This window comes from Bacillus sp. FSL M8-0350 (genome assembly GCF_038593345.1).
GTDB lineage: Bacteria > Bacillota > Bacilli > Bacillales > Bacillaceae > Bacillus > Bacillus safensis.
Genome location: NZ_CP151985.1, coordinates 515,929 through 529,353, shown reverse-complemented (window position 1 = coordinate 529,353; position 13,425 = coordinate 515,929). Strand labels below are relative to the sequence as shown.

Here is a 13,425-nt window from a genome sequence, read left to right as displayed (position 1 = left end):
TTTTCGCCTCTCTTTCTCATTTCACGTTTGAAGGAAAAGAGACACTACCTAAGGATAGTGTCTGCTTGCTGCTCACATTAAAAAGTTGTTTTAATGGTTTGTTTTTCTTGATGGCGTTCAATTGCAAGTGACACCAGCTTTTCAATTAACTCTGGATACTCTACACCAGTGTGCTTCCAAAGTAATGGGAACATACTAAATGGTGTGAATCCAGGCATTGTATTCACTTCATTGATCAACACTTCACCTTTTTCTGTAAGGAAGAAGTCTGCACGTACGAGACCAGATCCATCGAGGGCTTTAAATGCCTTAATTGCCATGTCATGAATCGTCTTATATTCATCCTCTGACACACTCGCCGGAATGATCAAATCTGTATCGCCATCTTCATATTTTGCTTTGTAATCATAAAAATCTGTTTTAGGTGCAATCTCACCAACGACAGAGCATTTCGGCTCATCATTGCCTAATACACCAATCTCGATTTCTCTTCCAACGACGCCTTCTTCTACGACCACACGACGATCATATTGGAAAGCGAGGTCAAATGCAGTCTGCAGTTCTTCTTTGCTGCGGCATTTGCTAATTCCAACACTTGATCCCATGTTGGCAGGTTTCACAAAGCATGGATAGCCCAGTACCTTTTCAACCTGTTCTAAGCTGTCTGGTGTCGCTTTCTCGTAGTCTTTTTTATTGAAAGAAAGGTGCTTTGCTTGTGCAAGTCCTGCTTGTGCAAAAACATCTTTCATCATGACTTTATCCATACCCGCGGCAGACGCGAGAACGCCGTTGCCGACATACGGGATATTTAACAGTTCAAGTAATCCTTGCATTGTGCCATCTTCTCCATTTGGTCCGTGCAGCAACGGGAAGACAACATCAATTTTCTCATCAGCCGATGCAGGCTGTGGAAACATGCTTTCATTTAAAGAAGTTGGTAAAAACGTCTTTGCGTTCTGTTCAAATTGAAGCATTTTGACGTTTGATACTGGTTCAGTGAGTTTTTCTCCTCTTAACCATTCACCCTCTTCTGTAATATAAATTGGATGTATATCGAACTTCTCAGTGTTAAGTGCTTTTGTAACTGCAAGGGCTGTTTGCAGTGATACATTATGTTCGGCTGACTTTCCGCCGTAAATCAATCCTAAACTTATTTTCAATGGATACTCCCCCCACTAAAATTCATCTTTACTATCTTATCACTTTCAAGCAAAAATGCTCTAATTAATTTTTGTTGTTACGTAATTGAAATGATTTGTAAAGGTTGTAAGCGCCTCCCGAGCATTTGTATGTCATTCGCCTTTATTTTATATTAAAATGACATTGAAAAGGAGTTGTGACAAATTGAAAAAAATCACAAGTACTGAACAATTCAATGAAATGATTCAATCAGACAAAGAAGTCATCGTTAAATTCTTTGCAACATGGTGTCCTGACTGTACAAGAATGGACATGTTCATTCCAGACATCCTAGAAGCTTATGCTCACCATGAATGGTTTGAAATAAATAAAGATGATTTCCCTGAATTAGCTGAAACGTATCAGGTAATGGGCATTCCAAGCCTGTTAATTTTCAAAAATGGTGAAAAAACAGGTCATTTACACAGTGCAAATGCAAAATCGCCTGAAGAAGTGACAGAATTTCTTCAAGAGCACGTTTCTTAATTGATGAAACGAAGGACATCAGCAAACTCTTGCTGATGTCTTTTTTCTTTTTAAATCTCTTCATAAGACGAGCTGCACAGCCAAAACGTTTCAAATTGATGTTTCACTTACGACAAGTCACGACAACATTATTTCCTGGGAAAGAATGCAGCGTCGAACCAGCTTGGAATATGTCGGTTACGTGAATTTTCTGAATTGAATCTTTACTTCTGACATTTGTCTTTGTATAATGGAATTGCTAATTGAAAATGATTATCAATTTCATCTATGTGAAATCCTATAGACGTCCATTCTTATTAAGGAGCGATGAGTCACATGTCTAAGAAGAAAATTAAAACCTACCAGCAATTGATTGAAGAGAACAAAAAGGCCATCATGCGCGATCCTCAAATGATGGAAAGTATTTACGAAACCATCGACAAAAAACACCAGAAGCAGCTTGCAGCTGCTGGGCGTGAATCATAACTATGAGAGGAGCAGTCATCACTGACTGCTCTTTTGTCTGCTTCAACAAAATAAAAAAGCCGATAAAATCTGTTATTCGATTTTATCGGCTTTTGTTTTAATGTGATTTCGCTACACGGTCCTGCTTCATACCTAAATAAATGAGCATATATGTGAGATAACCCATTGTCATCGTTAAACCACCGAAGAAAAATTGAGAAAAGACAGGTTCCTCAAATGTCGTGACGGCAGCAAGAACGATCCAGCTCGCATATAAATAGACCATGAACCATTTCATATTTCTTTTAAGTGTATACAGAAAGAAAAGACCCGCTAACGAAAAAATCCCCAGCGCTAGTCTGAAATAAACAAGATGATCAAATTGGAAGGCAAAAGACACAAACGAAAACGACAGCAGCAGCAAAATTGGTAAAGCCGTAATGAAATTTTTCACGATAGTGCCACCTCCATGACTCCCTCTTATTATAAGACAAAATCAGCCGGTTATCGTGAAATACAGACTCGTTTTCACAAAGATGTCACGAATTTTTCTTGTTATTTGACACAATTTTTACACATTTACATCACGTTTCCAAAAAAGAATCCAAGCCGATCCAATAAAGAAAACAAAATGCGCCCCTACTATAAATAGAGAAAACAAAATGCTCATCCCATGAAAAGGCGGCGGTCCTTGAAAGCTGTACTGAGTAAAGTCCGTATTCGCGAAAAGGAGTATTTTCCCCCACTGATTTTCTAAGAGAGACATGATCGGCACAAGTGATTTCGCCGCATATAAAACAAAAAACGAGGTCACAAGGGCAACAAGACTGTTTCTAAACAAACTGGAACACATAAAAGCAAAGCTTGCCATCATGATCACTTCCACCCACTGAGATCCAATGACGGCAAACGTATGCTGAAATAATTGCCCTGTTCTTTCATCAAAATCAGTACCGAAGAAAATAAGACCAAATAGAAAAGCCAAAACATAATAAAAAACAAACAAATAAATGACTGTCAGCACAAGTGTGATGTATTTTGACAGAAAAATGTGCAGTCTTGTTTTTGGCCGGATCAATAGAAACTTGATCGTCCTTTTCTGAAACTCTGTTGAGATCAAGGTCGCGCCAATAACAACAGCAAGCACCTGCAAAATAAACACGACGTTCGTGGAATAAGCAAAATAGTTCGCGACTGTGTCTTGTCCGCCAAAGCTTGATATGACTCGTTTTAAGGTTAGAGCCATGGCCAGTTGAAATACAACGATCAATAAAAGAGCAATGAGTGTGATCTTTTTCTTCATGATTTTCTTATGCTCATTCTTGATGAGGTTAAGCATCTGTCGTCCCGCCTTCCGTCCATTTTATAAATGCCTCTTCAATTGACTGCTTTTGAGGCATCAATTCAAGTACATCAAACCCCGCCAGCACAAGCTGTTTGTTCAGCTCTGGCACACGTTCTTTGTTCAGTTGAAGCAGTACACGCGCTCCATTTCGTTCATATGTATAGTCGTGTGCGTCAAGCCATGAGACCGCCTTTTCTACTGGCTGAACATTCATCAGCACCTGCTCTTTCCCCTCCATATCCCGGAGATGAGTACTAGCTTTGATCTGTCCCTTTTGAATGATAATCATGCGGTCACATAGCTCCTCTACCTCATGCAATAAATGCGTCGCAAATAACACCGAGGTTCCTTCTTCCTTTACAAGCATTTGTAAGTGCTCCCGGAATTCCTTCATTCCTGCAGGGTCCAGTCCATTTGTCGGTTCGTCTAAAATGAGCAGGTTTGGCCGATGCAAAATAGCTTGTGCAATCCCAAGCCTTTGTTTCATCCCTAGTGAATACGTCTTGACCTTCTGATGAATGGCATCCTCCAGACGAACTCTTTCCACCACTTCCTGAATGCGTTCCTCCGTCACGCCATCGTGCATCGCTGCATACATTTCAAGGTTTTCAAAGCCTGTTAAATACGAATAAAATTCTGGGTTTTCTATGATCGCACCAACAGATGACATCGCTTTAAGAAAATCGTCATCTTGTGAATATCCATTGATCATGATGTTGCCATTGTTTTTTTTCATCAAGCCAACGATCAATCGAATCAAAGTTGTTTTGCCAGACCCATTGGGACCAAGTAATCCGACAATTTCTCCTTGCCCAATGTCTATAGAAATATCCTGCAAGATCATTTTCCGGCCAATTAGTTTATCGACTTTCTCTACTTTTAAAACAGCAGACTGCAAAGTGGTTCCTCCTTCTGATGTAAAGCCTGTGGCGGCAGTTATGACCGCTCATCCTGTAAAAAGTATATCACGCGAGACAAATCATTCCATGAAAAAAAGGACTGATCCAGTCAGCCCTTCTTGCTTATTACAGTGATAAGTTAGGTGTCGGCGCTTCTTTTTCGTGCTTCTTTTCGGTTTCAGAAACAATCACCGCACATGCTGCGTCACCTGTAATATTAACTACGGTTCTTGCCATATCTAATAAGCGGTCTATGCCAAGGATCAGCGCTATTCCCTCAACAGGAAGATTCACGGAATTTAACACCATGGCCAGCATGATGAGCCCTACCCCTGGGACACCTGCTGTACCGATACTTGCTAAAACAGCTGTTAAGACAACCGTCAGCATTTGAACAAGCGTCAGTTCAACCCCATACACTTGAGCGATAAAAATGGTCGCAACACCTTGCATAATGGCTGTGCCATCCATATTAATGGTTGCACCCAGCGGCTGTACAAAGCTTGAAATCGGCTCTGGCACCTTTAAACGCTTTTGCGCTGTTTCCATTGATACCGGCAGCACTGCGTTACTGCTTGATGTACTAAATGCAACAACCATCGCTGGTGAAAATCCCTTAAAGAATGCCATTGGATTTCGTTTAGCTAAGATAGCAATGGTTGATCCATATGTCAGGAAGAAATGCAGGATCAGCGCAATTAACACGACCGAGAAGTAAAGTCCCATCGCTTTCATGGCATCCAGGCCCTGACTGCCGATTGCCGTTGCAATCAAACCGAATGTCCCGTACGGTGCAAATTTCATCACAACACCGACAAGATACATCATTAATTCATTTCCTTGTTCAAACAGTTTCAGCAAGCCTTCCGTTTTTTTACCAAGCATGGCTATGCCAAGACCTAAAAATACACAGAAGACGATAATTTGAAGCATGTCTCCTTCAACTAACGATTGGACTGGATTGGTTGGAATGATGTTGAGTAGTGTGTCTGCCATTGATGGGGCTTCCTCTGCGGAATAATCAGCCGCTTTTGTATCAAAATTGCCGAAGGCTCCCGGCTTGATCAATAAGGCTAATGAGATGCCAATGATGATGGCAAAAGTTGTAGTGAGCAGGAAATAAGTAATGGTTTTTGCGCCGATTCTGCCTAGCTTCTTCGGATCACCAAGGCCTGCTACACCGAGCGTGATCGAAAAGAATACAATGGGCACAACCAGCATTTTAATCAGGTTTAAGAAGATTTGACCTAGAGGTGTAAATAAATAAGGGTCTAACACTTTGAATACATCTGGAGCAAAAAGGTTGAGCAGCAATCCTGTGATTGCACCTACAAACAAGGCAATAATAATTTTCGTCGCCAGCTTCAATAAAATCTCCCCTTCCTCGTCAAAAAGCCCACGAGAGAGTCTTCTCGTGGGCCTGCGTGTCCATACATGTACCACTGTCTACTCTCTTCACGCTGATGAGGTTAGCTGACGGGTTAGGACGAAGAGATGTCCTTTTTTCTCAGATAAGAAAAATTCACCCCAAAAATTTGGGTCCCCCATTCCTTTAGAAGGATTAAGCGTGTGGTAATATGATATTTTCATACCATTTATACCTTATTTTTAGAAAATTGTAAACAGGTTCATATGAACTTTTTAATTACTTTCTTCCCTATTTGTCACTTCAAGAATATCTAAAATAAACACAAAGATTGGGATACCGATAATAAGTCCCCAAATGCCAATATAGTGTTCAGAGAAGATCAGCACAATAAACGTGAAGAAAATAGGGAGCTCTGTTTTAGCTGACATGAGCTTCGGATTCAAGAAGTATGCTTCAATGGCATGGATAATGACAATCACCAGCACAATATACAGGACATACATTCCGCCTCCGAGTGTATACGCAATGATGCTGAGTGGAATAAGAGAGATCACTACACCCGCTACTGGGATTAAGCCTAGCAAAAAGACCATGACCGCTAATCCAAATAACTGCGGGAAACCCATAATGCCTAACGCGATGGTCGTTAGCACACAATTAACGGTTGCAATAATAAACTGAGCTTCAAGTACTTTTCCAAACGTTCGGGAAAATTTACGTCCAAAGAAGGCAATTTCATGATAGAACACGGAGATTTTACTCGTTTTGAACTTGTTCATGAATTGAATGAGGCGTTCTTTTTCGAACAGGAAGAACATGCTTAATATTAAGGACATAATGACCTGGATACTGAATGTGCTGAAATCGGTTATGTATGTATAGAGGAAATTAAACCCTTTCTCAAAGAAAGCTGATATTTTGAAATCTCCGAATACGTTCGTGATGACGTCAAAGAAGGGTAAATCTTGTGGATGATCTGCAATTTTCTTTCCTAAATGAAATAGCTGCTCTACCTGTTTGGCGATGATTGGCACAAAAACGAATCCGCCAAATGTCAATCCGCCAGCCAGAAGAATATACAAAATGGTAATGACCGATTTCTGTCCTATTTTCAGGAAGCGATTTAAAAAGCCTCTAATGACCTCTTCCAACCGATTCATCAAAAAGGTGAAAATGAAGGTCAAAAGAATTAAATTCATCATTCCTCTTAATAGATATAATGCTGTGGCTAATACTACAAATACTGAAAACCGCTTAACACCGGGTTTTTCGAACAATTTTAAAAATGCCGTCATTACGTTACACACCTGCCAGGACTAAAGTCTATTTTTCATCGTATCTGATATACATTATATCGGATCCTTCTGTAAATTATATAATAAAAGGTCAAAGAGGTCTTACGATTTGTATTAATTTTATTGTTTTTTCTTTTTTACACAAAAAAACCGAACCCATGTAGAACATAAGGTTTCGGTTTTTGGTTGTTTTTATACTAAACAGCCTGCTTCATATTCCGCATTTCCTGAAGTGCTGTTTTGCTCTTCGCTTCGTCAAATTCACCTTCACTCTTCGCGACAACAATTGTTGCAATTCCATTTCCAATGAGGTTTGTAATCGCTCTTCCTTCACTCATGAAGCGGTCAACCCCAAGCAGCAGTGCTAGACCCTCTAACGGAATGACCTGTAGTGCCGCAAGAGTAGATGCAAGCACGATAAATCCGCTTCCTGTCACCCCAGCTGCTCCCTTTGATGTAAGCATCAGAACAAGGATAATAGTGATCTGCTGACCGATCGACAAGTCTACACCAAACACTTGTGCCAAGAAGACGACGGCCATTGATAAATAGATTGAAGTTCCGTCTAGGTTAAAGGAATAACCTGTTGGAATGACAAGACCAACAACAGACTTAGAGCACCCGTAGCGTTCCATTTTATCCATCATTCTTGGCAGCACGGATTCTGAAGAACTTGTGCCAAGAACAATCAAAATTTCATCCTTGATAAACCTTAAATAACCTAGCAGGCTGAAGCCATACATTTTACAAATGATGTTCAGCACAACGAAGATGAACAGGAACATCGTCATATAAACGGAGAGCATCAGACTTGCCAGCGGTCTAATTGATGCTAAACCAAAGTGTCCGATCGTATAAGCCATTGCCCCAAACGCACCGAGCGGCGCAGCACGCATGATATATCCAATGATTTTAAAGAAAACAAGTGACAGCTTATCAAGCCATTCGATGATGCCTTTCCCCTTCTCGCCAAGAGCAGCGAGCGCAACACCGAATAAAATAGAGAAGAATAAGACCTGTAAAATATCACCCTTTGCGAAAGCATCAACCATGTTAGATGGCACGATGTGTGTAACAAATTCCATCCAGTCGATACCCTGTCCGCCATTTTGGGTATATTGTGAGACATCCCCTTTTTCAAGCTTGCTATAGTCAAGACCTGCACCTGGCTTCATGATATTCACAACAAAAAGACCGATGACCAGAGCAAGTGTCGTGACGACTTCAAAATAAATAAATGCTTTTCCCCCAACTTTTCCAACCTTTTTCATATCCCCCATCTTGGCAATACCAAGAACAATGGTTAAGAAAATAATTGGTGCAATGACCATTTTAACGGCATTGATAAAGGTGTCACCAAGCGGCTTCATTTCTTTTCCGACGTTTGGCCAAACCATCCCGACAATGATCCCGATGATGACAGCTGCAATCACCTGAAATGTCAGGTTCTTCAAAAGCCTTTTCATAAAAAATCAACTCCCTCACCCTTTGATGTAAACGCTTAACTGTTATCTGTAGATAAATGATAGCGATTTCATCAAAGGCTGTGAAGCTTATGGACATATCGTACATTTTGGTCTTTTTGGTCTCTTAGTCAGAATGTACGATATATTTATTCACAGGACGTCCAATCCCCCCATATTGCATATCTAATTTCAGCTCGCCTTCTTTGACGAGGAAGTCTAAATACCGGCGTGCCGTGACACGGGCTATGCCAAGTGCATTAGCAACTTCCTCTGCAGACTGGGCGCCTTCCTGCAAGCCCATATAAGCTTTAATTTCGTTCATCGTATGCACATTCAGCCCTTTAGGAAGCCAAGTATCTTCCTGCTTAACAGCAGGCTTTCGTATGATATCATCGAGCATCTCCTGAGAAAATTCTGCTGCGGTTTGGATTTTTGATTTAAACGCCTTATAGCTTTCAAGTGATTCTTTCATTCGTTCAAATTTGAATGGTTTAATAATATAATCCCGCGCACCATTTTGAAGCATGATGCCGATGGTCTCTTTGTCCTTCGCTGCTGAAATGACAATCACATCCACTTTCATCTTCTGTTTTCTGATGTCTTGTAGCGTTTTGACGCCATCCTTTTTTGGCATATATACATCAAGTACCACGAGGTCTGGACGAATCTCTTTGATCAGCTGGATGCCCTGCTCCCCATTTCCAGCGACAGCTGCTACTTGAAAGCCAGGAACACTCATAATGAACTCTTTATTCACTTCTTGCACCATCGGATCATCTTCAATTAACAGCACCTTAATCTGAGTCATCTGTCTCTCTCCTCTATGGTCATTGGGAATTCGATTGAGAAGGTGGTACCAATGCCGATGCTTGATGTGACCTCTACACTTCCCATCCCTTTGTCGATAATCGTTTTTACAATATACAGGCCATAGCCTGTTCCGCCCTCTTTGCCATGTGTGAAGCCTTTATCGAAAATAGAAGGAATCATTTCTTCTTCGATCCCGGAGCCATTGTCTTCAATTAAAATCGCGAGGACATCCTCCGTTTGATCGATACTAATGGAAATGACTTTTGTGTCTCTTTCTACAGTATCATACGAAGCAAAGGCGTTCTCAATGAGATTTCCGAGCAGCTTCGTCATATCATGCTGATCAAGCCGTTCAGGGAAATCACGCAGACAGCTATGTTCATCTACTTCGACCATGATGCCAAGCTCCTTGCCCCTTCTGATTTTGCTCATCAATAACCCTGAGACAGCATCATGCTCTATGACGCGGTGAAGAAAGTCCGTCACATGTTCCTGCTCCTCTGTCGTTTGAAAGGCCAGATCGAGCGCCTGATCGGCTTTACCCAGCTGAATCAGACCGGCAATCGTATGAAGCTTATTCATATGCTCATGGTTTTGCACCCGCAAACCGTCCACAAAGTTCTTAACCCCTGTGAGCTCCTCCGCCAATTTTGCCGCTTCCGTCCGGTCCTGAAAAATGGCAACTGCTCCGATGATCTTCTTTTTCATCACAATCGGAATCCGGCTGCTCATGATCCGCTTTCCGCTCATATGAATTTCTTCATTGTAGACGGGTTCTGCGCGATCGATAATTTCAGGAAGTCTTGTATCAGACAGCACATCCCAAATATTCCGGCCCACGACATCACCCGTCACGCCAAAAATCTGCTTCGCCTTCTCATTAAAAATGGTAATCATGTGCTGATTATCAATGGCGATAACCCCTTCATTAATAGAGTGAAAGGTTGCAGTGCGTTCCTCTAGCATTCTCACAATCTCATGCGGCTCCAGCTTAAACATTTGCTGTTTAATATGACGGGCGAGCAAAAATGAACCCACAAGCCCAAAGCTGAGCGTCAAGAGGAGAATCATGAGGATATCGCGCTTCATTTCGCCTAATATATCTGCCATACTTGGCAGAGTTCTTCCTACAAGCACAACCCCTGTTTGATTAAATTGATCATCCTTGACTGGATAAAAAGCTCTGATGGCTGTTCCAAGCTCTCCCTCTGCTTCTGAGAAATAAATATGCTCTGCAAAAGCCGGCTCTTCATCAGTTCCTTCTGAGCGCTGGCCAATCCTCGTTTTCACTGGATGCGTTAATCTCACATGATCCATATCCATCACGACAATGTAGTCAGCGTCTTGAATAATCCGAATCTCTTCGATCGCATGCTGTAATCGATCACGTTCCTTTGTCTGATCAGCTAACGCCTGCTTCACCTCATTCATTTCAGCCACAGTTCTCGCCGTGTTCATGAGTCTTTTTCGAAGCTCCCGTTCCTCTGTTTGCTGAATTCCCCCAACAAGGACAATTCCTCCGATTAAAAGGGCGAAAATGACAACGAAATATGTGAGGATGGTAAGCTTCCATCTAATAGATAATTGTTGTAATTTCAATCGATTTCTCATCATTTTTTCACCTGTATCTTTACGAATTCTTCCTCTGTCAAGTATGCTTGACATAAGGGGGATCTGACGCATGAAGAATTTACTCGCTTATACACTTTTGCTCATGATCGGTTTTGTAACCGCTTTATACTTTGGTTTTTATCATATGATGCCAAAATCAGCGACAACCTTTGATGATGAACAGACAGGACTGAAGGACCAGCTTGTGTTCAAATTCAGCCATGTCGTGGCAGACAATACACCTAAAGGACTTGCCGCAAAGAAATTTGCTGAGCTCGTGCACGAAAAATCCGATGGAAAGATCAGCATTCAAATTTTCTCCAACGGAAGCCTTTATTCTGATATTGAAGAAATTAATGCACTCAAAGAGAATCAAGTTCAATTTATCGCTCCGTCTACCTCGAAGCTCGGCATGCTGTCTCCTGAGTGGCTGGCACTTGATCTTCCCTTTGCTTTTTCAAATTACAGCGCGGTTCAAGAAGGCCTGCACGGTGCAATTGGACAAAGGTTGTTTGGCACGCTGCAAAAAGATGGATTAAAGGGAATGGCTTATTGGACAAATGGCTTTAAGCAAATTACCTCTAATAAAGGGCCCATCAAACAGCCGGCTGATTTAAAAAACCAGTCTCTCCGCATTATGCAAAGCGACATGATTGAAAAACAATTCAAACTCCTTGGCGCAAAGCCCTATCAGGAATCATTTAATTCAACGTTTCAGCTATTAGAAACCAAAAAAGTAGACGGTGAAGAAAATACCATTTCAAATATTTATTCAAAAAAATTCTATCATATACAAGACTATATGACGATCAGCAATCACGGGTATTTAGGCTATGTGGTCTTAACAGATCAATCCTTCTTTGACCGCCAGACACCCGAAACGAAACGAATTTTACTTGAAGCCATGGAAGAAACAACGGCTTGGAATGAAAAGCATGCAGAACAGATGAACAAAGATCAGCTGGAGGACATTAAACGTGAATCGCCGATTGCCATTCATGAATTGACGCCAGCAGAAAGACAAAAATGGATGAAAGCCCTTGATCCTTTGTATGATGAAGCCGAAAAAACGATCGGCTCCACCCTCATCAAACAGATCCGCGAACTGCGTGCACGTTATGAACACTCACCTATTCATGCTTTTCAGGAAGAGGATGAGAGCAAATAAAAAATCCCTTTGATAAGGGATTTTTTTATGCGCCGGACTCACTCTGTTCTTGCTGCGTGAGCTCTTCTAATCTTGTTAAAATTCTTCGTTTTCGGTATTGCATCATGCCTGTTTCGGCAATTCCTTTTAATTGTGAGCGGTTCGAAACGGCACCAAACAAAATCCCAGCAATGGGCACAAGCTGAAACAGTTTCTTCCAGCCAAACGAATCCCGGTAATTATAGACGACCTCACGCCACCCTTGAATTTGCGAAATCATGTTTTCATGCTTCCCTTCGGATGCATGATAGCTTTTCAGCTCTTTTAGAATCGATTTCTTTCCAACGACATCCGCAGAGTTCAGCTGCAAGCATTTAATGATGAAGACCCGCTCCTCTTTGTTTTTAGGATCATAGCCATAGGTGACGGCAATATCCTGCAATGTTTTCAGAGAGAGGCCCAGGACCGCAGGAATATCAGCAGCTAGCGTAAACATTCCGCCGACACCAGTTGTCGCACCTTGTACCGTCGCGAGATTCGTTCTGTTTTTCCCCATATGTTCACTAATGGCATCCATCAATTCGATTGGGGCCTTTCCAATATCCTCTATACGCTGGATGGATTCGCCCTCACACTTCTTTTGAAATTGATGAATGATGCCTTTTTCCGACGTCAAATAGGCACCGCCAGACTGAATGTAATGACCCATTTCATCTAGCAGCACACCGATTTTTTTCTGAATAAAAGCAGGCGTCAGCTTGTCCAGCATTTGAAATGGAAGACGGCTGAGTTTCTCCCAAAACCATACCTTTTGCTGGTCTTTCTCCCATTTTTCAATCTCCTTTAATTGTGCTTTTAGCCACTCTCTTTCCTCCATGCATATGCCTCCTTAGATGTCGCTGAAGTATTTGTCTGTTATTATACACAATCCTTGTCCATCATACGTATAGAACATTGAAGCGGTTCCGAAAGGTTTTAATCTTTTTCAAAACGGTTATTGCTTAATAAACAAACAAAAGAGGAGTGGTCAACATGTTAGGATTTCTAATTTCATTAGTTGTGGCGATTGTCATCGGTCTCATTGGGAGTGCACTCGCTGGGGGCAGTGTACCAGGAGGATGGATCGGTTCAATGATTGCCGGGTTTGTAGGCGCTTGGATTGGTCATGGATTACTGGGAACGTGGGGTCCTAGTCTGGCAGGCTTTGCGATCATTCCAGCAATCTTAGGAGCAGCGATCTTTGTCATTATTTTAAGCCTGATCTTCCGCAGTGTGGGATCAAGGGTATCTTAAAAAACAAATAACAGAGGAAGCAGTAGGGACACCGTCTAAGAGGCGGTGTTTTTTATGTTGCTCGTTGACAAGCTATCTATT

Annotated in this window: 14 protein-coding genes and 1 riboswitch; of the genes, 4 read left to right on the top strand and 10 right to left on the bottom strand. The window is 41.6% G+C overall.

Features of this window, described 5'->3' with window-relative positions:
• Window positions 1–77: 77 nt before the first annotated feature.
• Window positions 78–1,160 carry a D-alanine--D-alanine ligase gene (locus tag NSS80_RS02530; protein ID WP_041107469.1) on the bottom strand — a complete coding sequence of 361 codons (1,083 nt, stop codon included), beginning with the start codon at window positions 1,158–1,160 and terminating at the stop codon, window positions 78–80.
• Between the two features lie 184 nt (window positions 1,161–1,344).
• On the opposite strand from NSS80_RS02530, the gene NSS80_RS02525 reads away from it, so the two are divergent.
• Together NSS80_RS02525 and fbpB are read left to right on the top strand one after the other, a co-directional pair.
• Window positions 1,345–1,665, top strand: coding sequence for a thioredoxin family protein (locus NSS80_RS02525; protein WP_034283964.1), 321 nt, complete (start codon window positions 1,345–1,347; stop codon window positions 1,663–1,665).
• A gap of 315 nt (window positions 1,666–1,980) precedes the next feature.
• Window positions 1,981–2,130, top strand: a complete 150-nt coding sequence (fbpB, locus tag NSS80_RS02520) for a Fur-regulated basic protein FbpB (RefSeq protein ID WP_065215285.1) — start codon at window positions 1,981–1,983, stop codon at window positions 2,128–2,130.
• Between the two features lie 97 nt (window positions 2,131–2,227).
• Here fbpB and NSS80_RS02515 read toward each other — a convergent pair whose 3' ends face one another.
• The 8 genes from NSS80_RS02515 to NSS80_RS02480 all read right to left on the bottom strand — a co-directional run bounded on the left by NSS80_RS02515 (window position 2,228) and on the right by NSS80_RS02480 (window position 10,892).
• Window positions 2,228–2,563, bottom strand: coding sequence for a hypothetical protein (locus NSS80_RS02515; RefSeq protein WP_017366657.1), 336 nt, complete (start codon window positions 2,561–2,563; stop codon window positions 2,228–2,230).
• 117 nt (window positions 2,564–2,680) lie between these two features.
• Window positions 2,681–3,448, bottom strand: a complete 768-nt coding sequence (locus NSS80_RS02510) for an ABC transporter permease (RefSeq protein WP_041116743.1) — start codon at window positions 3,446–3,448, stop codon at window positions 2,681–2,683.
• Complete coding sequence (locus NSS80_RS02505) at window positions 3,441–4,352, bottom strand: ABC transporter ATP-binding protein (protein WP_041116741.1); 912 nt, start codon at window positions 4,350–4,352, stop codon at window positions 3,441–3,443. The genes NSS80_RS02510 and NSS80_RS02505 overlap by 8 nt, the downstream gene beginning before the upstream one ends.
• A gap of 127 nt (window positions 4,353–4,479) precedes the next feature.
• The gene (locus NSS80_RS02500) at window positions 4,480–5,721 is read right to left on the bottom strand and encodes a dicarboxylate/amino acid:cation symporter (protein ID WP_034283966.1); all 1,242 of its coding nucleotides are present in this window, start codon (window positions 5,719–5,721) and stop codon (window positions 4,480–4,482) included.
• A gap of 76 nt (window positions 5,722–5,797) precedes the next feature.
• Window positions 5,798–5,931, bottom strand: a riboswitch (cyclic di-AMP (ydaO/yuaA leader).
• A 63-nt stretch (window positions 5,932–5,994) separates the two neighbouring features.
• A complete protein-coding gene (locus NSS80_RS02495; protein ID WP_024425375.1) occupies window positions 5,995–7,017 on the bottom strand; it encodes an AI-2E family transporter in 1,023 nt (340 codons plus the stop codon).
• A 197-nt stretch (window positions 7,018–7,214) separates the two neighbouring features.
• Entirely contained in the window at window positions 7,215–8,483 is a 1,269-nt protein-coding gene (gene dctP, locus NSS80_RS02490) for a C4-dicarboxylate transporter DctP (protein WP_034283967.1), read from the bottom strand.
• Window positions 8,484–8,607: 124 nt separating this feature from the next.
• Window positions 8,608–9,291, bottom strand: a complete 684-nt coding sequence (locus NSS80_RS02485; protein ID WP_034283970.1) for a response regulator — start codon at window positions 9,289–9,291, stop codon at window positions 8,608–8,610.
• Window positions 9,288–10,892, bottom strand: a complete 1,605-nt coding sequence (locus NSS80_RS02480; RefSeq protein WP_169737561.1) for a sensor histidine kinase — start codon at window positions 10,890–10,892, stop codon at window positions 9,288–9,290. The genes NSS80_RS02485 and NSS80_RS02480 overlap by 4 nt, the downstream gene beginning before the upstream one ends.
• 82 nt (window positions 10,893–10,974) lie before the next feature.
• Between NSS80_RS02480 and NSS80_RS02475 the strand changes: the two genes are divergently transcribed.
• Window positions 10,975–12,072 carry a DctP family TRAP transporter solute-binding subunit gene (locus NSS80_RS02475; RefSeq protein ID WP_041116739.1) on the top strand — a complete coding sequence of 366 codons (1,098 nt, stop codon included), beginning with the start codon at window positions 10,975–10,977 and terminating at the stop codon, window positions 12,070–12,072.
• 25 nt (window positions 12,073–12,097) lie between these two features.
• Here NSS80_RS02475 and NSS80_RS02470 read toward each other — a convergent pair whose 3' ends face one another.
• Window positions 12,098–12,928: an EcsC family protein gene (locus NSS80_RS02470; RefSeq protein WP_034283975.1), complete on the bottom strand. Its 831-nt coding sequence runs from the start codon at window positions 12,926–12,928 to the stop codon at window positions 12,098–12,100.
• 155 nt (window positions 12,929–13,083) lie between these two features.
• On the opposite strand from NSS80_RS02470, the gene NSS80_RS02465 reads away from it, so the two are divergent.
• Window positions 13,084–13,344, top strand: a complete 261-nt coding sequence (locus NSS80_RS02465) for a GlsB/YeaQ/YmgE family stress response membrane protein (RefSeq protein WP_024427360.1) — start codon at window positions 13,084–13,086, stop codon at window positions 13,342–13,344.
• The last annotated feature ends 81 nt before the right edge of the window (window positions 13,345–13,425 follow it).